The sequence below is a fragment of the Pontibacter silvestris genome, assembly GCF_020907275.1.
GTDB lineage: Bacteria > Bacteroidota > Bacteroidia > Cytophagales > Hymenobacteraceae > Pontibacter > Pontibacter silvestris.
This window is the reverse complement of record NZ_JAJJWI010000005.1, coordinates 41301-65046: the sequence shown is the minus strand read 5'-3', so window position 1 is coordinate 65046 and position 23746 is coordinate 41301. Positions and strand designations below refer to the sequence as shown.

The window sequence follows — 23746 nt, the reverse complement described above, 5'->3', positions numbered from 1 at the left end:
GCTTATTTGGATATACATAAACCTCATTTGATAACCATCGTTAAAAAGTATGAACTAAAGGCTTATAATTATGGAAACAAATAATTGGTATAACAGAGAATATAGAGATAGAAATTTTAGAAACAGAAACGACAGAAATTATCATGATCGCTATCAAAACGACGATCGCTCTATAGACAGAGATGCTTATAGAGGCGCTTACCGTCTGGATGATGACAGCAGTGACCGGAACAAAACTACTTATAATGGTTCTGAAAGACGCAATGACAGCGGCAGACACCTTAACAGATATAACCAACTGACATACGAGCAGGACGAGCAAAACCAAAATTCTAATCAGGATTATGGTTACCGCCAGGACTGGAACAACAGTTACCGCAACAATCGTAACGACAGAGACTATAACTACAACTTTGGTGATAATCGCCATGAATACCGCCAGGGAGACTATGACCGCCATTGGGACGAGCAATACCGCCCAAGCAGCGGTGGCTATGGCACCCGGTTTGGGGGCGACCGCAATAATTTTGATGCTGACTATGGCCCGGATCATTTCAAAGGTAGCCGCGACGAGAACTACGGCAACACTGCCGGGTCATTGAGTTGGGGTTATAACGGCATAGATAATTACGACCCGGACTATAACCGTAGCTATAATCCTCTTACAGGAAGACAAAGCTATCATGGAGACTATAGCACCCGTCATCCAGACAGGGGCCGTTCAGGCAGAAACGGCAATAATGATGATCGTTACTAAAATACCTGTTGGAAACAAACTTTTAACATCCATTAAAGAGCAGAATTATGAAATCGAACGATAGAGATAGAAAAAACGATAAGCTTAAAGACGAAAACTTTAATAACACCATAAACGAAGGCAACAGTGTGCCTAACATTCATCCTGTACAAGCCGATGAGATTGTTGATAATGATGATATCATCAATGGCGAGGTAGGTGGTGCACCAGTACAGAAAAGCGGTAGCAGAGGCAGTGCCGATGTACAGGATGGTGGCCAGGATACAGGAAGCAGCGCTGGTAGTCACTAACTAACAAAGACTATTCGTTTTTTGGTATTAAGAATGAGCATCTTCTTAGCTAAACCAGTTTTAAAATTAAAGAGGCAACTATTATGGTTGCCTCTTTAATTTTAAATACGATACACATATTTTCTAATCTGTTGTAGAAATACCAGTAGTACCGCTGGCAGTAGTAGCACCGGTAGTACCCGTAGTAGTGCCCGGATTCATAGTACCTGTTGTAGTACCTATTGTGTCACCACCTGTAGAAATGGTGTCTGTATCACTTATTGTACCCCCGGTTGACGCACCACCAATATCTAGCCCACCAGTAGTTGTACCTTCCAAATCTTCTTCAGCTGCTCCTGTTCCTGTTCTGTTATTATCACCATCTCCGCACGAAGTCAGGGTAATTGCCGAAGCAAAAGACAGAACGGTTATGATGGAAGCAAAATTCATCTTCATAGTTTTGATATTTAGTTTTAACAATTCTCACTTTTACGCGAGTTTATTTTGCTAGTTAAGGCAGTACTTATCTCTCCCCGGTACTTTACATAATAAAAAAGACTTATTTAAAGCCCTGTAGTTGTTCCGGTTGTAGTACCAGTTGTATCTGAAGAGGTAGTTGCACCTGTAGTGTCTACATAAGTACTGCCGGTTGTATCAAGCTCGACTCCTATTGTTGGCTGATCCACAGTTGTGTCTGAAACATCCGCATTATTCTCCCCAGACTCTGTGGCTCCTCCACACGATGTAAACAGCAACTGAGAACTCAACAAGCTTAACACCAATAAAGGCATCCAATTCTTTTTCATAGCGATGATATTAAATTGATTAATAATGTTAGTTCTACGAGAGTATTAAAAAACTGAACGATCCAAAACGGAAAACGCTAAAGCTAAAGTAATTTAAAAATAACTGTAGCCCTGAAACAGATCGAGCTTCTGCTCTGAAAGAATAAACTTATGCGATTTGCCTTTATGCTTCTGTAGTCTATAGACTGTAAAGCAGTTTAAACATAAAAAAGCTCCAGCTATCATGATAGCTGGAGCTTTTTTATCCTCTAGTGAGGAATATTGCCTTAGTAGAGGAAGGCTTTATTTTAGGTGTTTCTAGCTTATTGCAGCTCTTCCTGTTCCATATACTCCCACATGGCATCTTCACTAGCTCCGGTACGGGCAGCATATATTAACATAGTTGTATATACACCTATAAGAAGAAAACTAAGTGGAATGGAAAAGACAAACGAAACTATCAAGGTTTTTAACGGATCTGGCTTTGACTTCATTTTGGTAGAAGCGTACCAAAAGAAAAGAATATTGAAAATTCCAGAAATGGCTACAAAGTTAATGACATCCAGCATTGGCCTAAAAGTTGATTACAGGTTTTCTTACTTCAAGAAATATGCCAATCCGGAATCAGATATTTCCTTTTCGTATTTAACCTAAAAATGCAATTATTAAAAAAGTTTTGTATATCCTTAAATATTATAATGCAAATTTAGTCTCTTCATTTAAGTAAGCAAGACTATCTCAAAAAACTTTTTAAAAAAGAAGCAAGATGTGTTTTATATAAAAAAGCATCTATATACCAATATGTTATTTATTTCACAAAAGCATCTCAGCACCTAAAATCCACATAACCTTTTATAATCACATTCATCCTATAAATAAAATAATACAATTTTTAAAAATTACATTATTTTAAATTATAATTTATATATACCAATAAAACATTAGATAATCTATGAATTATAAAAGTAAGTTAAAGCAACAACTTACTATTTAGATAATTATAAATGTACATTATATATTATTAAAAAATCTGTCTGTGACAATGGTAGCACAAAACAAGAAATACAGTAGCCTTCAATAAGCCCAATTAGCATTTACCAACACAATTCAAGCACACGCATCTCTTGCCCAATTATTAGTATAAGTTATAAAAAACCATTTTTATAACTTATATTTTAAAAATTACTATTGCTTACCATTATTTTTTTATATAAATTGTAACAAAACAACAGGTGAAATAACAAAAGCAAAATTACACCTACTTAGCTGGCAAGATATTTCTTTATATAACTTATAACATCTTTGATAATCTAACACCACAAACACCTTTTGTATGGCAGGTATCTCTCGTCGTGACTTTTTGTCGAAAGCCTCATTAATTGCCGGTTCCAGTTATCCAGCTATGATTGCGCTTGGTCTGTTAAAATCTGCCCCAGCAGAAGCATTTAATTTAGAAGGAAAGGGCACAGGCAAGCATGTTGTTATTCTAGGGGCTGGCCTTGCCGGAATGGCAGCAGCTTATGAGCTAAAGAAGCTGGGCTATAAATGCACTATTCTGGAAGCCAGAGATCGTTCCGGAGGAAGAGTCTGGACAGTGAGAAATAACACACGTGAAACAGAGTTAGATGGCTCTGAGCAAGTAGCGAAACTGGACGAGGGCCTCTATTTTAACGCTGGAGCTGCCCGTATTCCCCACCATCATGAGCTTTCGATGCACTACTGCCGTGAGCTAGGCGTACCACTGGAAACCTACAATAACATAAACGAAGCGGGCTTTATTTACAACGACGGCCAGGGGGCTTTAGCTAATAAGCGTGTCCGAATCAGGGAAATCCACAACGATATGAGGGGCTACACCAATGAACTCCTTGCAAAAGCAGTTGACCAGAACGCGCTGGATTTACCGATGACAACGGAAGACAAAGAAACACTGATTGAATATCTTCGCGCTGAAGGAGAACTTAACCCTGACAAGCTTTATAAAGGAACATCCCGCAGAGGGTATGTTGTCCCACCTGGCGCTGGCGACATAGCCGGTAAGTTAGCCGACCCTTTTGAGTTGATGGATATCATAAAGTCAGGTCTGATCGGGCCATCGTTTTATAACATAGGCGATTACATATTCGAACAGCAAATGACAATGCTACAGCCTGTGGGAGGCATGGACCAGATTTCCAAAGCTTTTGAACGCCAGGTGGGCAAGGATATTCAGTTTAAATCAGAAGTTCGTGAGATACGCAAAACAACAGACGGAGTGCGTATTGTTTATGCCGATAAAGGAGGCAACACAAAAGAAGTTCAAGGAGATTATTGTATCTGTACCATTCCGCTACCAGTTCTCTCTAACATTACAACTGATTTTTCCTCCGCTGTCCAACGTGCTGTAGACAATGTATCTTATCATCAGGCTGGAAAAATAGGGCTGCAGTTTAAGCGCCGTTTCTGGGAAGAAGATGATCATATTTATGGCGGAATATCCCGCACAAACATGGATATACACCAGATCTTCTACCCGTCCAATGACTTCTTATCTAAAAAAGGCACTTTGGTTGGCTACTATAACTTTGGAGACAAAGCCGAGAAAGTAGGCAACCTGTCATTGGCTGATCGTGAAAAACTGGCTTTGAAACAAGGAAGTAAAATACACCCACAGTACATAAAAGAATTTGAATCTTCTTTCTCACTAGCTTGGCACAAGATCAGGTACAGCCAAGGAGCTTTCGCTACCTATACAACAGAATCAAGAGAAAGATACTACCCTGTATTATTACAACCAGACGGCCCGGTACACTTTGCGGGCGAGCATACTACCTACCTTACTGCCTGGATGGCAGGTGCGTTTGAATCAGCCAGGCGCTCCGTAAAAAATATACACGATCGCGTTATGGCCACACAACAAGCACAGGTTGAGCTTAAGAATTAAGCCATGACCAAAAACATCTGTTAAACCCAGACTCACTTTACCTACCTTTTCATATACCCTTAGTTGTCTTAAGAATACGCTTCTAACTAAAACAATTATATGAACCTTAAAGCTTTACTAACATGGCAAAAGAAATGAACAGAAGGGATTGGATCAGGTCTAGTGCGCTGATCACAGCCGGCTTATATTCAGCTGGCGTATCAAACTGGGCTTCAGCTGCTCCATCCCCTATTGTAGCTCCGCCTAAAGTTGATATAGACCGTGTACTGGCTGATCTTCCGCAGATGAAGGCCAGGCTTACCTCTAACGAGAATCCATACGGTCCCTCTGAGAAAGCTAAAAAGGCACTCATTGAGGCCGTTAATGAAAGCTGCAGGTACCCAAGAGAACGCGTAAAAGCCCTTCAGGAGGCCATTGCGAAAGAAGAGGGTGTATCAGAGGAAAACATTTTGCTTGGCGCCGGATCAAGTGAACTGTTATTGGCTGCAGCGCTTAATTACTCCCGTAAATCAGGCTCCTTTATTCTATCGGCCGACCCTACCTATGCTTCTCTTGTTCGTGCTGCCGTTGATGTTGGTTCAGGATGGGAAAAAGTGCCTCTTACCAACGACTTTGCGCATGACCTGAATGCGATGGAGAAAAAGGTAAATGATGACATAAGTTTGGTTTATATAGTAAACCCTAATAACCCCACTGCCACACTTACACCAACAGACAAACTCCGCGCTTTCTGTGAGACAGTTTCTAAACGTAAACCTATATTTATAGACGAGGCCTATATAGATTATGTAGAAAATCCGAAGGCCCAAACCATGGTTGACTGTGTTCGTAAAGGCCAGAACGTGATTATAGCACGTACCTTCTCTAAAGTACATGGTTTTGCAGGGCTACGGGTTGGTTATGTTATTGCCCAACCTGATACGATAAAGGAACTGAGAAAGTATACTAACGGAGCAGGTAATATAAGCGCTACTTCAGCCAGTGCTGCACTTGCTAGTCTGCAGGATAAGGAATTTACCAAATACTGTGTTCAAAAGAACCAGGAAGCGAAAGATTTCACTTATGCTATACTTAAGAAAGAAGGTTATACCCCACTCACTTCGCATACCAACTTTGTTATGTTCCCGATTAAAATGGACGGGAAAAAGTTTACAGAAGAAATGCTTAAGAGAGGAGTCGGGTTGCGTAACTGGGAGTTTTATGACCAACATTGGTGCCGTGTTAGCATGGGCACAATGGACGACATGCAGCTTTTTGCTAATGCTTTCAAACAACTGTCTTAAAACCTGAACTTCTCAGTATTTAAGAATAGCGTCATTAAAACTATATATTTACCTGTCATCTCATAGTATCTGGAGATAATACTAAAGCCCTTTTCCCGCAACAGGAGAAGGGCTTTCTTTTTCTTAACTAATCAACTTTCTTTGATAACACTTTATGATATTATACGGAAGCAATTACACCTACTGGTAACACAAGACCAACATTATATAATTTTAAGTAATAACAGAACAAAATCCAGAGTAATAATCAAATAAATCAATAAGATTTAGTCAAATATTAAGACTCAAGAGAGATAGGTTTTAAACTAAAAAGAAAAGGCACCAGGTAAAAACCTGCTGCCTTTTTAAGGTGAATAGAAGTTAGATTGATTAGAATAAAGTTAGATTAGATTAAGACTGTGTTTAGTTAGTTAGTTTCAAGGTGTAATAATTTTATTTGTCAAGTACAACAGTGCCATTTATGAGGTAGTTACCAGCTTCTGTTTCAAGATTATACACTTTCTTAACTTGCTGGTTGTTAGCGAAAACATGTGCAACTCTGTATTCTCTAAAGCCATGCATAGAGTTACTATAATAATAAAGCACATCGCCCTCTTTAATCTGGCCTACCTCTTTTTTTCCTACTTTAGTGTAAAGCGGGTGATTATTAGTGGCTTCAATTTCAACTAGCCCTGAAGGAGAGTAAGCATCTACAGAAGCAAAAATTTCTTCTACCGGAGCTAAAAGAAGCTTCGTAACCTGAATACCTTCCTTACGATAATGCACCTGTACATCAGACACGGTTGTCTCATTCCTTCCTTGGCTAGCAGCACTATAAGCCATTACCTTGTCTCCTGCCTCTATTTGCTCAATTGGCTTTTGAGTACCGTCAGCCAGTGCAACAAGAGCACCTGCCGGAAAACAGAAATCATAGTGATCATCTTCCTGAGCTACAGGATTCTTGCCTTGGTTCGCATGCTCTTTGGAATACTCTCTGGATAGGGCAAAAGTAAGCGTAGAAAGGAAACCGTTCTCCTGCTCTCCGTTATGCTTCAGTTCATCAATATAAAAATCCCACACATTTTTTTCTGCCTTAGGACCCGGAATACAAACTTTTATGGTCTTCCCGCTTTTGGGAGTAGTATACATGGCCATAGTGCCTACTTCATCTCTGTTAGCACCTTTCAGCATCTTATAGAAGTAAATTCGCCTTTCAACTCCATCGCTGTAGTTAAAAACGTATGGTTTTGTCTCTCTGTCTAAAACATATGAGTTCTCAAACTTTATATAGGTGTCTTCTTCAACATTACCTATAGTATAAGCAACAAACTTCTTATAATCATCTAAGGTAAAGGAAACCGCTTCTCCTTGTCCAAACCCATCTTTAGCAGCAAACAATGTCAATACAAGAGCAATTACTCCAATTCTCATAGCAGAAGCTCTATTTAAAGACCTAAATATTAAATAATAAAGTTTAGTAGTTCTTAAGTTCATAAGCATTTGTTTTTAGCAAGAGTGTTAAGTATTTTCCACTAAGGCAATATTAATACTAAAAGATCATAACATCAACTAATATACCCTTATTTTTTTATACCCTATATCATAAATTATATAGTTTATTTACCAATCAGGCTATATAAAACATGGGGGTAATCAGCAAAACAACATTAAATCCCTTATACAGCTCATACACTACCCACACAAACATATATTTTAAACAAAAAAGCCACTATTATTATTTATTCACTAAAAAAACAACGCTATTTATGAAAATAAAATAATAAATATCTTGCTTTTATAAAAACAACAACTTATTATTGATAAAAGATCAAAAAAGAGGTACTCTAAAACTCGTATTGAATAATATTTAGAAACCTTATACCACGCATCATTCTTATACCACAGGTACCCTTAGTACTCGACATCTACAATTACACATTTTAACCATTAATTTTAACTGTTTTCCTTATGAAGAAAGCTTTACTAGCAGTATTGGTTATTTGGCTATTACATAGTAGTTATGCAATAGCCCAGAACAGAGTAGTCTCAGGAAAGGTAACCTCCAAAGATGATGGCTCCCCGCTTCCAGGAGTAAGCGTAGCCTTAAAAGGAACTGGCACAGGGTCAGTCACAGATATTGATGGTATTTATAAACTCTCTGTTCCTGAGGAGGGCGGTACTTTAGTTTTTTCCTTTATAGGCATGCTACAACAGGAAATTCCCATAGATAACAGGTCAGAGATAAATGTGGGCATGGCCACAGATTCTAAACAGCTTTCTGAGGTCGTCATAACTGCCTTTGGTATTGAAAGGGAGAAGAAAGCGCTGGGATACACTGTACAAGAGGTAAGTGGAGAAAAGCTGGCTGAGGTAAAAACTTCTAACGTGGTCAACAATCTGTCAGGCCGGGTAGCTGGCGTACAGGTCAGCAGTAATGGCGGACCAGGTAGCAGTTCCAACATTGTTATCAGAGGTATGGGTTCAGTTAGCCGCAACAACCAACCTTTGGTGGTAGTTGATGGCGTACCCATTCAGCAATCTAACAACAATCGGTATGGTGGAGGTATTTCGGAAGTTAACCCAGAAAACATTGCTTCCATGTCTATATTAAAAGGGCCAAATGCTGCTGCCTTATATGGTTCACGAGCTGCCAATGGTGTTATTTTGATCACCACTAAAAATGGATCGGGTACCGAAGGTATAGGCGTTGAAATAAGCTCCAGTGCCACCTTCGAGAGGCCACTGGTTAAACCCGACTTTCAGAACATCTATGGCGGCGGCAACGGGTACCGCACCTGGTACAACAATGGCCGAAGCGGTGCCATTACAGATCCACTTGAGATTGAGCAGTATCGCGCGGCTTATGGCCCCGATGCCCCTTTAACCGGAACAGCAGGTACAGATGAAAGCTGGGGAGCCCCTATGGATGGCCGCCTCGTACGCCAATGGTGGACAGGAACAGACGTAGCTCCTTTAACTCCACAACCGGATAACTGGGATGAATACTGGGAAACTGGCAGTACTTATTTTAACTCGGTAGCACTTACCGGAAGTAACGATAAAGGCAGCTTTCGCTTATCAGGTGGTCGCTTAGACCAAAAAGGCATTATGTATAATAATGATTACAAGCGTAACAACATAAACCTTAATTCAGCTTATAATATTACCCCCAAATTAAAAGCTGTCGTAAGCGGAGAATATATCCAATCTGAATCAGATAACCGTTCCTACCAATCCGGGCAACAGTTTATCTGGTCGCATCGCCATGTATCCTGGGATCAGATAAAGAACTGGCGTGATTATGTTGATACGCATATTCAGAAAGAAGGCGATAATTTACCTCCAAACTGGCAGCACACGTTCTTCACAAACCCTTTCTATACACAGGAGTTTCTGCCAAATAGCAATAACAAAGACAGGCTTCGAGGCAATGTTTCATTAACTTATTCTTTTAATGACAAGTTAAGTTTGATGGTAAGAAGCGGTACCGACTTCTGGACTGACACCAGGATCAATGTTAACAACTGGGAAAGAATATCCAACAGCACCCAATTATATGGAGCTTACAGTGAAGAGGTGCTCCGGAATCAGGAAACCAACCACGACATGATTCTATCTTATCAGCAGGATTTTACTCCGGATTTTTCATTTAACGCACAGGCAGGTGGTGTATACCGTAAAAATTATTATAAGAGAAACTATGCTGCCGTAACACAATTGGTTATTGACGGATTGTACACGCTTAACAACAATGCTGTTCCAAACACAAACGAAAGTGCTGTTGAAGAGTTTAATGTACAAAGCCTTTTTGCGGCTGCTCAGTTTGGTTTCCGCAACTCCCTGTTCCTTGATGTGACCAGCCGAAACGATTGGTCCAGCACGCTTCCTACCAATAACAACTCTTTCTTTTACCCTTCTGTGTCCTTAAGTGCGGTAGTAACAGAACTACTGAACCTGAACAGCAACATAGTGTCATTTGCCAAAGTAAGGGCAAGCTGGGCACAGGTTGGAAACGATGCTGACCCCTATCAACTCTACCAGCTTTACGATGCTAAAACACCTTGGGATGGCTCTTTACCTAGCTTTGGCGAAAGCACTGACATCAATAACACAAACCTGAAACCTGAAATTACTACCGGTACGGAATACGGAGTAGATGTCAGGTTCCTAAACGGAAGAATTGGCCTGGATGCAACCTATTATACTAAAAGCACAAAAGACCAGATTCTTGGGGTAGAAATATCTAAAGCCAGCGGCTATAACCGCCGCTTTCTGAATGCTGGTGAAGTTACAAACAAAGGAGTAGAAGTAATGCTGACTGGTACACCAGTGCAGTTAGGCAACAGCTTTCAATGGGATATATCTTTAAACTATGCCCGCAACCGTAGCAAAGTGGTAGAATTAGCCGAAGGTCTAACAACTTATACGCTTTATTCTACACGGGGCATGTCATCAGAAGCGCGTGTGGGGCAGCCTTACGGCACCTTTTATGGCACCGCCTTCCTCAGATCACCAGACGGGCAGATTGTTTATAAAGACGGACTGCCTCAGGTAGCACCCGGGCAGCAAGTGTTAGGCAGCATTCAACCCGATTGGATAGGAGGCATCTCTAACTCTATTACTTTCAAGGGAATTACTTTAAGCGCTTTAATCGACATCAAAAAAGGTGGGGACATTTTTGATGAAGGAACCGGAACAGCCCGCTGGACTGGCCAGTATGCCGAAACCGCTGTAGGACGCGAAGAAGGCGTAATTGGCAAAGGAGTTAAAAACATTGGCACAGATGAAGCTCCTGTATATGTACCAAACGATGTGATTGCTGATGCCAAGCTTTTCTATAGCTATAATAACCCGCGCACTTACCATGAGTCAGCCGTGATTGATGCCAGTTATGTGAAACTGCGGGAAGTAAGCTTGGGCTATCAGTTACCTTCTTTCCTGACTGACAAAATTAAAGCTCAATCGGCCAGAATATCTTTTGTAGGCAGAAACTTAGCCATTCTGTTCAAAAACAATCCACACATTGACCCAGAAGTAGATTCGCAAGGTGGCAATGCCCAAGGCTTTACTTATGGGCAGTTACCAAACAGCCGAAGCATGGGAGTAAGCCTGGATATCCGGTTCTAGTTAAACACATCAATTTCTTATTTTAATCAGGATCATCAATATGAAAATATATACTAAAATAGTTGCAACAATTTTTATAACAGCTGGAGCTTTTGCGGTAAGCTCCTGTACAGATGACTTCGAGCAAATGAACACCAGCCCCAACAAACCAAATGCGGTAAGCTCGGCAGTTCTTTTGCCTGCTGGCATAGAGTCAAGCGTAGACCGTTACTGGGGGCACCGCGACCGTTTCGAACGCATAAACCTAGATGGCGGAATGCTGTGGGTGCAGTACCTGGCTCGAAATATCTACTCTGATGAGGGAGATAACTATAATATGAGCCCAGCTTATTACACAAACAACTGGAAAGGCTTTTACAACGATGCCTTGTTAAACTTTCAGCGCATAATCGTGCAGTCGGGCCCCGAAGGAACTGCTCCCAACACTAATTATGAAGGCGTTGGCCTTGTGATGCGTTCCTGGGTGTTTTCAGTATTAACAGATTTATATGGTGCCATACCTTACACCGAGGCCTTACAAGGCACGGAAGCAGAACCTATCTATACTCCCAAGTATGATTCACAGGAAGAGGTGTATGCTGGCTTACTGAATGACCTGAAGCTGGCAAATGAGAAATTAACAGTAGGCGGCCCGGCTATAAGCGGAGATATTTTGTTCGACGGCGACATTCTCCGCTGGAAAAAATTTGCAAACTCCTTAAGACTAAAACTAGCTAACCGGCAGGCTGTTAAAAAACCAACAGAGTCGAGAGCAGTAATGGCTGAAATATTAGGCGACCCAGCCACTTACCCCATCTTTAGCAGCAATGAAGATTTTGCTGCGCTTCACCACACCAGTGTCAGACCCAGCAACAACGAATGGCATGAGGTTATGATTCAGGATGGCCGTACCGACTGGAACCTTAGTAAAACACTGGTAGACAAATTACAGGATCTTGATGACCCTCGACTGGAAGTGTATGGCGAAGCGGTAGGTGGAGAGTATATCGGTGTGCCAAATGGCTTGCCTGATGCCATAGCTACCACCTATCTGGCTAGCAGTGCTAAGCTTGGCACTTATTTTACAGAACCGACTACGCCCAGCGTTATCATGACCTATTCTGAACTGCTGTTTATATTGGCTGAAGCTGCTCTGGATGGCGATATTTCCGGCGATGCGCAGGAGTACTATGAACAAGCCATTGCTGCCTCTTTTGACCAGTATGGCTTAACCATGCCAAGCGATTACGTAACGGCAGCCGGCTCTGCTACCAAAGAAAACATCCTGACCCAAAAGTGGATCGCTTTGTTTGGGCAAGGAGTTGAAGCCTGGACAGAATATCGCAGAACAGGCTATCCTGTTTTACCAGCACCTGATACCAGAGCCATCTTCATGAACGACGGTGTGCTACCAACACGCCTGCAGTATCCTTCTTCAGAATATTCTTTAAACGCAACGCAGCTGGAACAAGGTATCACGCTGAACAGTGGAGCAGACGACAAGAAGACTAAAATGTGGTGGGTCGAATAATCAGCAAAGCTTAAGAATGTTTTTTATTTAAAATTATAAAGAGATGAAAATCAAACATACAAATAAAATATTTGCCGCCCTGTTTACTTTGAGCTTTTTCCTGATGAGCTGCGACAAAGAGGAAAGTATGGTCGTAGATCGTGTAGAGTCTCCTGTATTAATAACTATCTCAGGCACATCTTTTTTAGCAAGTGAGCCTGTAAACGTGACAGCCACTGTGTATGAACTGGACAAAAGCGGCATTTTAGATCATACAGTAGGCATTGACTCTATACCTGTCTCAAACCTTCCTTTAAAAATAATAGCCAACGGTATGGCTATGGGTGATTTAACAACCGATGCCGCAGGGAAAGTAAACCTTACCAAAACCTGGGCAGAACTAGGCTTTTCTTCTCCCCAGGCAGGAAACGCAGTAAACCTGGAGTGGTCAGGAAGCTACCAGGGACAAGCTTTTACAAAGCTATCTAAAGTTCAGGTAAAGGAGGAGTAATTCCCATAAACAGGAGCGTTAGAAAGAATTACAGAGCTTTCTTTTTAAATCCCCGGCATCAGGACTGGCACTCGCTATGGGTGCCAGTCCTGTCCCATAACTTAATACTCACTTTATCTTTACCCACTACTACCTATGAACCAAAACATTACGAAAAACAGAAGAAGCTTTGTAAAAAAGTTTGGTAGCATGGCTGGTATGCTAGCAATGTCACCTAGTCTTTCAACACTGGCAAATGAGTTAAATTTTTCAGTTCCCAGCCTCTCTCCAGATGAGGATGCCACTACCAATGAGGATTATTGGGGATGGGTACAGCAGGCTTATTCTGTCTCTCCTAATGTTATTAATCTCAACAATGGTGGTGTAAGCCCTCAGCCGATTGTAGTACAGGATGCGCTGGATAGGTACAACCGCTTAAGCAACGAGGCTCCCTCTTACTACATGTGGCGCACGTTAGATGAAGGCCGGGAATCCTTGCGCATAAAACTAGCCGACCTGGCAGGCTGCTCACCTGAAGAAATAGCTATCAACCGTAACTCATCGGAGGCACTTGAAACCGTCATTTTTGGGCTTAACCTTCAAAAAGGAGATGAAGTAGTACTCACCAAGCAGGATTACCCAAACATGATAAATGCCTGGCGGCAGCGGGAGAAGCGGGAAGGAATCGTGCTTAAGTTTATTAATTTAGATTTACCTATTGAGGATAACAAACTGATTGTAAACATATATAAAGAAGCATTTACAAGCAACACCAAAGTAGTGATGATCACGCACCTGATAAACTGGTCAGGGCAAATCATGCCTGCAGCCCTTATCAGCCAGGCAGCTAAAAAGCACAACCCAAACATAGACGTGGTAATTGATGCGGCACATTCCTTTGCCCATATTAACTACAAAATTCCGGAATTGGGAGGTGACTACTTAGGCACCAGTTTACATAAATGGCTCTCGGCTCCCTTTGGTACTGGCATGCTGTACATCCGGAAAGAAAAGATTAAAAATATTTGGCCTATGTTTGCCGCAAACGCCCCCCAGAGCAGCGACATCAGAAAGTTTGAGTCGCTAGGGACCCGTTCCTTTCCTACTGAAATGGCCACAGGACATGCTGTAAATTTCCATAACGCTATAGGCAGTGACCGTAAAGAGAAACGGCTGCATTATCTTAAAAACTATTGGATGGAAAAGTGCCTGAACATTCCTGGCTTTAGTACACAAACATCTCTGAAGCCTGAATTTTCCGGAGCCATCGCTACTTTTCTGATCAAAGGCATGGCACCTGGGCAGATAGGCAGTGAACTATTCAAAAGATCCAGGATACACACCACAAGCGTTGAATGGGAAAATATAAAAGGGGTACGCGTAACGCCTCACGTATACACACCGCTAAAAGACCTGGACAGGTTAGTTGATACAATACACGCCATAGCGAAAGAACAGCCTTCTAACACAAGTATGAACTAAATCTTACTCAATCCTACTAATACCCGACATTATTATAATATTCACAACAGCAATCTGATTAACAAAATGAAAGCCAAGTAAAATATTAATATTTAATAAGGCCATTTTTTAAAATAAAAATATAATTATGTTTCATTAATTAAAAATAATCAATATTATTACTTTATCTAACGGCAGCTATAGTATTTGAACAAATACTATAGCTGTGCAATTATTTATACCCTTACTAACTTTTATTTTCACCTTACTACTAACTAAATTACATGAAGAAAGCTTTACTAGTCGTAATGGCTATTTGGTTACTGCACTGTACGTATGCAGTAGCTCAAAGCCGGACAGTTACCGGCAAGGTTTCCTCTACAGAGGATGGTTCGGCTCTACCTGGAGTCAGTGTTGCTTTAAAAGGTACAACAACAGGTACAATTACTAACATTGACGGCAACTTTAACCTTACAGTACCTGCCGAAGGTGGCACCTTGGTTTTCTCTTTTATTGGAATGCTACAGCAGGAAGTTCCTATCGGAAACCAGTCAAGCTTCGACGTTGCCATGGCCCCGGACTCAAAGCAACTATCAGAAGTAGTGGTAACAGCCTTAGGTAGGGAGGTAGAGAAAAAATCCTTGGGCTATGCTGTACAGGAAGTAAGCGGCGAAGACTTGAACGAGGCCCGAACACCTAACCTGCTTAACGCTATGTCTGGTAAAGTAGCAGGTGTACAGGTAACAAGCACCAATGGAGCTCCGGGTTCATCTTCTCGTGTTACTATTCGTGGCTCCAGCTCGATTGGCAGCAATAACCAGCCTTTATTTGTGGTGGACGGTGTACCAATAGATAACGGCAACTACAATTCTACTACTTCTATAGACTACGGAAACGGAGCTGCAGCCATTAACCCGGACGATATTGCCTCTATGAGTGTGCTGAAAGGCCCTGCAGCAGCGGCACTTTATGGCTCTCGTGGGGCCAACGGTGTTATCCTGATCACGACTAAAAACGGCAAAGGCACAAAAGGCATTGGCGTATCTGTAAACTCTAACACCAGCTTTGAAACACCTTTCCGTCTTCCTGACTTCCAGGACTCTTACGGGCAAGGCACGAAAGGCGACTTTAAGTATGTAGATGGCAAAGGCGGCGGTGTTGGTGATGGGGTTGACGAAAGCTGGGGACCTGCCCTGGATGGCCGCTTAATTGAACAGTTCGACTCCCCGCTGGATGAAAACGGCAACCGAATCCCAACACCTTGGGTAGCTCACCCGGACAACTGGAAGAATTTCTATGAAACTGGCAAAACCTTCACAAACAACATAGCTATTACCGGAGGAAGTGAAAAAGCAGATTTCAGACTTTCTTTAACGAATCTGGAGTCAACGGGTATTCTGCCTAACACCAACTACGACCGAAACACCATCTCGCTTAATGCCGGGTATCAGGTTACTCCTAAACTATCGGTACGGGCCATAGGCAACTACGTAAAAGACGGCAGCGATAACAGACAGAACTGGGGCTTGTATTCCATCTGGTTCGGCAGGCAAGTAGACATCAGCAAGTTGGAAAACTACTTGTTACCAGGCAGCATAGACCAGTACAACTGGAACTACAACTACTGGAGCAACCCTTACTACGCGCTGTATGAAAGCACGCGTGCAAACGACAAAGATCGTTTATACGGCAACCTGACCTTAAACTATAAATTTACGCCTTGGCTGGATTTAATGGTTCGCACAGGTACCGACTTTTCGGAAGACAGACGTAAAACCAAAGGTGCACGGTTTAATGCAACGCGATTTGGCAACTATGGCGAAGAGCAGATATTTGTAGAAGAAAACAACTCCGACTTCCTGCTTAACTTCAACAAAGATGTTTCTTCTGATTTTAACTTAACAGCTAGCGTAGGCGGCAACCACCGTACAAACTATTATCAGCGAAACTATATGTATGCCTCTGAGCTGGCTATACCTAATGTTTACAACCTGGGTAACTCCCGCCAGCGTCCTACTGCTGAAAACAGCTCAACACAGAAAGAAGTAAACAGCTTATACGGTTCAACTCAACTGGCATTCCGTAACTACCTGTTTCTTGATGTAACAGCACGTAACGACTGGTCCAGTACATTGCCTTCAAATAACAACTCTTACTTCTACCCTTCTGCCTCAGTTAGTGCTGTACTTTCTGATATGTTAAACTTCCAGCCAAGCTGGCTTTCGTTTGCTAAAGTTCGTGCAGGTGTGGCAAAGGTAGGTAATGATACCGATCCTTACAGACTGATGCAAACCTTCAACTTTGAACCAGCATGGGGCAGCACGCCATCAGTTTCAGAAAACAACACCTTACTGTCTCCTGACCTGAAGCCAGAAATTACAACATCTTTTGAGACAGGCTTTGACATCCGCTTTTTTAATGATCGTTTAGGTATTGATTTCACCTATTACGACCAGACATCTAAAAACCAGATCCTGAATGTTAATATCTCCAATGCTTCTGGTTTTAGCGCAAAACTGTTGAACGCAGGTAAACTTACCAACAAAGGGATAGAGCTACAGCTTAATGCCACCCCTGTTAAACTGGCAAATGGTTTCCAGTGGGACTTGGGTTTAAACTATGCCCGCAACAGAAACAAAGTTGTTGAGTTGGCAGATGGTCTGGTTACTTACCAGCTAGGAACCATCAGAGGTATGGGCATTGAGGCTCGTGTTGGCGAAGCTTACGGAGCATTCTTTGGCAGCCAGTTCTTACGCGCCCCGGATGGACAGATTGTTTATAGTAATGGGTTACCTGAGCGTGCTGCAGATCGCACCATACTTGGCAACGTAACACCAGACTGGACAGGAGGCATCGCCAACACATTCAGCTATAAAGGCTTTACCCTTTATTCTTTAGTAGATGTAAAATGGGGCGGAGACATTTTTTCGCAGACTGTTAATATTGGGCGCTACACAGGCGTGATGGAAGAAACAACACGAGGCCGTGAAGAAGGCATCGTAGGAGAAGGTGTGATGAACGTCGGTACAGCAGAAAACCCACAGTATGTACCAAATGACGTGCGGGTATCATCGGAGCAGTGGCACCATGCCTATTATGCCCTTACCAATAATGAAGTAGCTATTTTTGATGGTACCTATGTAAAGCTGCGCGAAGCAAGGCTAAGCTACACATTGCCTAATGGGTTATTTGGCAAGCTTCCTTTCAGAGATGTGAACCTGGCTATTGTTGGCCGTAACCTGCTGCTGCTACACAGCAACGTGCCGCACATCGACCCTGAGTCCAGCTACAACGGCAGCGAAAGCAATGTGCAGGGTGTAGAAAGCGGCCAGATCCTTTCTACCAGAAGCCTTGGCTTTAACATCAATTTCAAGCTCTAGTTTTAAATTACAACTCGCATCAAAATGAAAAAATTTCGCATTCCAAAATATATCCCGGCACTACTCTTAACCTGCCTCCTTTCCACAGCCTGTGACAAGGATTTTGAGGAAGTTAACGCCAACCCCAACGCACCCGAAACTGTAACACCAGATTTGCTGCTGCCACACGGAATTGAAAGTGCAGTAGATCTGTATTGGGGGTCTGGCGTAACCAGCCTTGGAGCCGATGTTGGCAACTTGTATGCACAGTATTGGGCTCGCATTCAGTACACCGATGTTGACCGTTATGTGATTTCTCAGGATGTGGTGGACGACAGCTGGCGAGACTTTTACATTGAGTCTTTGGCAGATTTCCAGAGAGTTTATGAACTGGGACAGGAGTCGGGCAACGCCAACTACACAGCTATTGCCATGATTATGAGGTCCTGGGTATTTTCGCTTCTTACCGACATCTACGGAGATATTCCTTATACTGAGGCAGTGCAAGGGCTGGACAACAACCTGGCTCCGGCTTATGATGCTCAAAAAGATGTTTATGCGGGCATGATAGCCGACCTTAAAGCCGCCAACGACATGATACAAGTAAACGGATCATCTGTAAGCGGCGACATTCTCTTTAACGGCCAGATGCTCAAATGGAAGAAATTTGCCAACTCTCTAAGCTTGCGTCTGCTTAACCGCATGCTGGGCAAAGCCGACTCCCCTATTGACGCAGCAGCTGAAATGGAGCGTATTCTAAGCAACCCAACACAGTATCCTGTTATGTCCAGCAATGCTGATATTACAGCTTTACAATACCTGGCGGCTCAGCCTAACAACAACCCCATCAACCAGAACAGAATTTCGCGCGACGATCACAGAGTAAGTGCAACATTGGTTGATAAACTAAAGTCTTTAGGTGATGAGCGCCTTGCTGTTTATGCTGATGTTCCTCAGGATGGTGGCGACTATAAAGGCATTCCAAACGGGTTACAAGCCAGTGATGCCAATGCCTTAGGTTTAAGTAAAACATCTAAAGTTGGCGCTTACTTTACAGCAGCTACTGCACCAGCGGTGTTAATGTCTTATGCCGAACTATTGCTTATCAAAGCTGAAGCGGCCTATAAGGGCGTAGCAGCTGCCGGTGATCCTGCACAAAATTACACTGATGGTATCAAAGCATCTTTCCAGCAATATGGCCTAACAGCCGATGATGCTTACTTAGCCACAACAGCCTATAAAGGTGGCACAGAAGGCTACCAACAGATTATGGAACAAAAATGGATAGCCTTATACGGTCAGGGCCTTGAAGCTTGGACAGAACAGCGCCGTACAGGTGTTCCTGCTTTGGTTGCTCCTGCAGCAAGCACCAACGGGGGCATCATCCCGACACGGCTTCCTTATCCATCTTCTGAAGAATCATTGAACTACGTGCATTTCAGAGAAGCGTTAGACCAGCAGAATGGTGATAACGATATGAAGCTAAAGCTATGGTGGGCTAAGTAGCTAATAAGCGCAACAGGTTTAAATAAGTCATCTGGTAGCTCTAACTACCAGATGACTTTATATTTTCAACTACACTAAGAGCATCCGTATGATACGTCGATCGATTTTAATTGCCAACTGCTTAGGTTTACTTAGTTTGGCTTCCATCAGCAGCTATGGGCAAACAACTAATGACGAAGCACTTCGTCGTAAAGCACAGAAAATACATGAGAAAGCACTTACCATAGATACCCATGGTGATGTGCCTACTTATATGCAGTCTCACACAGATTTTAACATAGCAGAAGAGCATGATGCCCACGAAACCGGCTCCAGAATTGATTTTCCGCGTATGAAGCAAGGCGGACTGGATGCCATGTTTTTTGCCGTGTACCTGGGGCAGGGCGAACGCTCAGAAAAAGGATATGCCGATGCAAAAGAGTATGCCTTAAAACTATTTGACAGCATACATCAATCTGTAAATGACAATCCTGAACTGGCTGAGTTGGCAACCTCTCCCGAAGATGCTTACCGGATTGTAAAAAAGGAAAAGCGGGCGGTATTCATTGGCATAGAAAACGGCTGGCCACTCGGCAAAGACCTATCGCTGTTGCAAACTTACTACGACTTAGGAGCCCGCTATATAACATTGGCTCATTCTTCTAACAACGACATAGCCGACTCGTCTACAGACCCTGATGGGCCGGAACACAATGGACTAAGTTCTTTTGGAGAACAGGTAGTAGCAGAAATGAATAAGTTAGGAATGATGGTAGACATTTCCCACGTTTCTGATTCTACTTTTTATGATGTTATCAAGCTTTCTAAAGCTCCGGTGATAGCTTCCCATTCTTCTGCCCGAGCCTTAAGTGATCACCCACGTAACATGACAGATGATATGATAAAAGCCTTGGCTAAAAACGGAGGCGTGATTCAGATGAACATGCTTAGTGGGTACTTAATCAAGCCTGCTCCAAATCCAGAGCGTGATGCTGCCATGCAAGCGTTGCGGGAAAAGTACGGCAATAGATCTTCCTTAACCGAAGAAGAGCAAAAGCAAAGGGCTGCTGAGTTCAGCGAGATCAGGCATAAGTACCCGCAGGAACTGGCTACACTGGAGCAGGTAGTCGACCATATCGATCATATTGTACAGTTGGTAGGTATAGACCACGTTGGCATTGGTGCAGACTTAGATGGCGGCGGCGGTGTTGAAGGCATGTACGATGTAAGTGAAATGGGCAACGTAACACTGGAACTGGTAAAGCGAGGTTATTCGGCCAAAGACATCCAAAAGGTGTGGAGTGGAAACCTGTTCAGAGTGATGAAAAATGTAGAGAAAGTAGCGATGCAACTAAACGAGCAAGCCGCTGAAAATGGCACTGGTTCCCTTAGCAGGAGCTTTGACTAAGCTTGATTTAGGAGTTATCTCTAAGCTTCCGCTGAAAACCGTACCTATGGCAACTTTGATGCAACAAGCTTTTCAACCTCCGCCTGATCAACTCTGATTTTAAACAGGCTCATGTATAAGCAAGAAGGCTGCAAAGTAACGTTTGCAGCCTTCTTGCTTATACATGAGCCTTCACCTCCTATTCCACTACTGCGATCACCGAAATTTCTACATTAGCACCGCCCGGCAAATCAGCTACCTGAACTGTTTCACGGGCAGGGGGATCAGCTGTAAAATACTTCCCGTAGATTTCATTTACTTTGGAGAACTGAGAAATATCTTTCATATAGATAGTAGTCTTTACTACATTGTTGAAATCCAACCCAGCCGCTTTTAGAATTGCCTGCAGATTTTCCATTACCTGTTTGGCTTCAGCTTCGAAGCTTTCTGTTACCAACTGCCGTGTTTCAGGGTTAGCCCCCACCTGGCCAGCTACAAATAAAAATCCCTTTGCCAACACACCTTGGCTGTACGGTCCTATAGGTTGGGGAGCCTGCTCTGATTTAATAATTCTTTTGGCGGGCTCCTTTTGTTTGATTTTGCTCTGTGCAAAGGAGGCAGAAGAAAGTAGCAGACACATAAGCAGAAGAGAGAAAGCAGAACGCATTGTTTCCTGTTAGTTTAGTTTCTGAATAATAAAAAGACCTTTATGCAATATAAGCATCTGTTTATATAACTGCTACTGTACAAGCACCTGTTTCTGAAGCTTCCATTAAATAGCTCGAGAAACACCTCTAACTTTGGGTAAGTAGAAGAACTATGTTTTATCCGTAGAAATAATTAAAGTTAAAATACTTATACTACTTAACGTCGTACTATCCTCTGTGCCTTTGCATAAGCCATGAAGAACGTTCATGTTCCCTAACATCATCTGAAGCAAGGCTATGTTGAGTAAAGGCATTTAAAAATTAAAAAAAGAGTTAATGAAAGAACCTGTTAAAAGTCGGGATAGGATAGTACAACAAGCCCAACAGATGTTCTTTACCCAGGGCTACAGTAAGATACTGATGACAGAACTGGCCCGCCAGTTAGGAATGAGCAAAAAAACATTGTACCAGCATTTTAAGAGTAAGGAGGAGTTACTTTGTGTTGTTATCAGAGAATATAATGCAGAGATACAGGAAATGGCTGCTGGTATAATGAAAGAAGAGATGCTCTCTTATCCTGAAAAAATAAGTAAAATATTTACTCTTGCTGGCATCAGAATGCTTGAGATTTCTCCATCTTTTGTGGAAGATGTAAAGAGGAATGCTCCGGTCGCCTGGGAGCTCATGCAGAAACTCAAAGCTGAATCTGCTTTCCTGCGTTTTAGTGTCTTGCTTGATGAGGGAGTGCGCGATGGGTGTATACGAAATGATATAAACCAACCTCTTACTGTACTGCTTTATGCTTGTGCCTTAGAAAAAATGTTTGATCCTGATTTTGTCCGCCAAATTCCTGAAGAGCTGTTACAAGAATTACCTGATTCACCCGCCGCTGTATTTGAAGGGATTACAAAAGTCCTTTTCAATGGTATACTGGATAAGCCCCATACCATATAAACAGTTTCATAAAAAAGAAGCCACTGAACTTGCTCATCAGTGGCTTCTTTTTTGTTTAAACTAACTACCTTTACAGGCTCATCTCCAGTATCTTCTCTACATCTTCTGCCTGAATATCGGCTCGTTCGCCCAGGTTTTTCACGCCTCTTTTCTGAAAACGATCTACGATTTCTTTAATGGTGTCCCTATTTACATCGTAATCTTTCAGCTTTGTTGGTATCTCCAGGGATTCAAAGAAGTTAACTGTAGCCTGAACAGTTGCTTCTATCCTTTCAGCTTCGTTACCCTCTGTAATATTCCAGATGCGCTCGCCGTACTGCAACAGTTTCTCTTTTTTTGCCTCGCTCTTGTAACGCAGCAAAGATGGCAGTACTATAGCTAAGGTACGCGCATGATCTATGCCATGCAGGGCCGTTAGCTCGTGTCCAATCATGTGTGTAGCCCAGTCTGCAGGTACACCTGTGCTAATCAGTCCATTTAGTGCCATCGTGGCCGACCACATAAAGTTAGCCATTGCATCGTAATCAGAAGGATTCTTGAGGACTTTTGGCCCCTCCTCTATCAATGTTAGCAGAATACCCTCTGCTATACGATCCTGCAATGGAGCGTTAACAGGGTAGGTCAGGTACTGCTCCATTACGTGTGTAAAGGCATCGGCAATACCATTACTGATCTGGCGTGGAGGCAAGGTGAAGCAGGTCTCAGGGTCAAGCACTGAAAACCTGGGGAACGTAAAAGGGCTACCAAAAGAAAGCTTCTCTTTTGTTTCTACGCGGGTAATCACGGCTCCGGAGTTCATTTCAGAGCCAGTAGCAGGCAATGTAAGCACGGCACCGAATGGTACAGCTGCTGTTGCTTTGTAGGTTGCTTTCTCTGATAACAGCTTCCATGGGTCTCCATGTTCGAACTTCATAGCAGCTGCAATAAACTTTGTTCCGTCCAGTACTGAGCCTCCTCCAACAGAAAGTATGAAATCAATGTTTTGCTCCTGCCCCAGCTTTACAGCCTTCATAAGGGTTTCGTAATGAGGGTTTGGCTCTATACCACCAAACTCCACAACTGTGTTATTACTTAGCGCTGCCAGTACCTGGTCATAAACGCCATTCTTTTTAATACTTCCTCCACCATAGGTCATTAGCACACGGGCTCCTTTAGGTACCTCATTAGCAAGCTCTGCAATTTGGCCTTTCCCAAAAATGATCTTAACAGGATTATAAAATTTAAAATTATTCATCTGTTTGTAAACTTTAAATTATTAAGATGCTACTGCCACTTGTAACAATAACTAAACTGACAGCAGATATTTGTATATACAATTGTTACGCAAAAATAGGCATCCGGAAGAGGAATA

Annotated in this window: 18 protein-coding genes; 13 read left to right on the top strand and 5 right to left on the bottom strand. The window is 42.5% G+C overall.

The window, feature by feature from the left end:
* Positions 1 to 70 precede the first annotated feature (70 nt).
* Together LN995_RS06010 and LN995_RS06005 are read left to right on the top strand one after the other, a co-directional pair.
* Positions 71 to 757, top strand: a complete 687-nt coding sequence (locus LN995_RS06010) for a hypothetical protein (RefSeq protein ID WP_229959401.1) — start codon at positions 71 to 73, stop codon at positions 755 to 757.
* A gap of 47 nt (positions 758 to 804) precedes the next feature.
* On the top strand, positions 805 to 1047 hold the full coding sequence (locus LN995_RS06005; protein WP_229959400.1) for a hypothetical protein: 243 nt from the start codon (positions 805 to 807) through the stop codon (positions 1045 to 1047).
* Positions 1048 to 1170: 123 nt separating this feature from the next.
* Here the strand turns inward: LN995_RS06005 and LN995_RS06000 are convergent, their stop codons facing one another.
* Entirely contained in the window at positions 1171 to 1482 is a 312-nt protein-coding gene (locus tag LN995_RS06000) for a hypothetical protein (RefSeq protein ID WP_229959398.1), read from the bottom strand.
* Between the two features lie 107 nt (positions 1483 to 1589).
* A complete protein-coding gene (locus LN995_RS05995; RefSeq protein ID WP_229959396.1) occupies positions 1590 to 1832 on the bottom strand; it encodes a hypothetical protein in 243 nt (80 codons plus the stop codon).
* Between the two features lie 417 nt (positions 1833 to 2249).
* Here LN995_RS05995 and LN995_RS05990 point away from each other — a divergent pair, with 417 nt between their 5' ends.
* The 3 genes from LN995_RS05990 (at position 2250) to LN995_RS05980 (ending at position 6017) form a co-directional block, all read left to right on the top strand.
* Positions 2250 to 2465: a hypothetical protein gene (locus LN995_RS05990; RefSeq protein ID WP_229959394.1), complete on the top strand. Its 216-nt coding sequence runs from the start codon at positions 2250 to 2252 to the stop codon at positions 2463 to 2465.
* Positions 2466 to 3144: 679 nt separating this feature from the next.
* Positions 3145 to 4734 carry a flavin monoamine oxidase family protein gene (locus LN995_RS05985; RefSeq protein ID WP_229959393.1) on the top strand — a complete coding sequence of 530 codons (1590 nt, stop codon included), beginning with the start codon at positions 3145 to 3147 and terminating at the stop codon, positions 4732 to 4734.
* A 122-nt stretch (positions 4735 to 4856) separates the two neighbouring features.
* Positions 4857 to 6017: a pyridoxal phosphate-dependent aminotransferase gene (locus LN995_RS05980; protein ID WP_229959391.1), complete on the top strand. Its 1161-nt coding sequence runs from the start codon at positions 4857 to 4859 to the stop codon at positions 6015 to 6017.
* A gap of 432 nt (positions 6018 to 6449) precedes the next feature.
* On the opposite strand, the gene LN995_RS05975 is transcribed toward LN995_RS05980, so the two are convergent.
* Positions 6450 to 7427: a Hint domain-containing protein gene (locus LN995_RS05975; RefSeq protein WP_229959389.1), complete on the bottom strand. Its 978-nt coding sequence runs from the start codon at positions 7425 to 7427 to the stop codon at positions 6450 to 6452.
* Positions 7428 to 7964: 537 nt separating this feature from the next.
* On the opposite strand from LN995_RS05975, the gene LN995_RS05970 reads away from it, so the two are divergent.
* The 7 genes from LN995_RS05970 (at position 7965) to LN995_RS05940 (ending at position 20815) form a co-directional block, all read left to right on the top strand.
* Positions 7965 to 11123 (top strand): SusC/RagA family TonB-linked outer membrane protein, encoded by a 3159-nt coding sequence (locus LN995_RS05970; protein WP_229959387.1) that lies wholly within the window; start codon positions 7965 to 7967, stop codon positions 11121 to 11123.
* Positions 11124 to 11163: 40 nt separating this feature from the next.
* On the top strand, positions 11164 to 12633 hold the full coding sequence (locus tag LN995_RS05965; RefSeq protein ID WP_229959385.1) for a SusD/RagB family nutrient-binding outer membrane lipoprotein: 1470 nt from the start codon (positions 11164 to 11166) through the stop codon (positions 12631 to 12633).
* A 43-nt stretch (positions 12634 to 12676) separates the two neighbouring features.
* Positions 12677 to 13123 carry a hypothetical protein gene (locus LN995_RS05960; RefSeq protein ID WP_229959383.1) on the top strand — a complete coding sequence of 149 codons (447 nt, stop codon included), beginning with the start codon at positions 12677 to 12679 and terminating at the stop codon, positions 13121 to 13123.
* 135 nt (positions 13124 to 13258) lie between these two features.
* Entirely contained in the window at positions 13259 to 14584 is a 1326-nt protein-coding gene (locus tag LN995_RS05955; RefSeq protein ID WP_229959381.1) for an aminotransferase class V-fold PLP-dependent enzyme, read from the top strand.
* Positions 14585 to 14847: 263 nt separating this feature from the next.
* Positions 14848 to 17943: a SusC/RagA family TonB-linked outer membrane protein gene (locus LN995_RS05950; protein WP_229959379.1), complete on the top strand. Its 3096-nt coding sequence runs from the start codon at positions 14848 to 14850 to the stop codon at positions 17941 to 17943.
* A 24-nt stretch (positions 17944 to 17967) separates the two neighbouring features.
* On the top strand, positions 17968 to 19428 hold the full coding sequence (locus tag LN995_RS05945) for a SusD/RagB family nutrient-binding outer membrane lipoprotein (RefSeq protein WP_229959377.1): 1461 nt from the start codon (positions 17968 to 17970) through the stop codon (positions 19426 to 19428).
* Positions 19429 to 19516: 88 nt separating this feature from the next.
* Positions 19517 to 20815, top strand: a complete 1299-nt coding sequence (locus LN995_RS05940) for a dipeptidase (RefSeq protein WP_229959375.1) — start codon at positions 19517 to 19519, stop codon at positions 20813 to 20815.
* A 178-nt stretch (positions 20816 to 20993) separates the two neighbouring features.
* Here the strand turns inward: LN995_RS05940 and LN995_RS05935 are convergent, their stop codons facing one another.
* Positions 20994 to 21434: a RidA family protein gene (locus LN995_RS05935; protein WP_229959373.1), complete on the bottom strand. Its 441-nt coding sequence runs from the start codon at positions 21432 to 21434 to the stop codon at positions 20994 to 20996.
* A 343-nt stretch (positions 21435 to 21777) separates the two neighbouring features.
* Here LN995_RS05935 and LN995_RS05930 point away from each other — a divergent pair, with 343 nt between their 5' ends.
* Positions 21778 to 22395: a TetR/AcrR family transcriptional regulator gene (locus LN995_RS05930; protein WP_229959372.1), complete on the top strand. Its 618-nt coding sequence runs from the start codon at positions 21778 to 21780 to the stop codon at positions 22393 to 22395.
* Positions 22396 to 22465: 70 nt separating this feature from the next.
* Here LN995_RS05930 and LN995_RS05925 read toward each other — a convergent pair whose 3' ends face one another.
* Positions 22466 to 23629, bottom strand: a complete 1164-nt coding sequence (locus LN995_RS05925) for an iron-containing alcohol dehydrogenase (RefSeq protein ID WP_229959371.1) — start codon at positions 23627 to 23629, stop codon at positions 22466 to 22468.
* Positions 23630 to 23746: the final 117 nt, after the last annotated feature.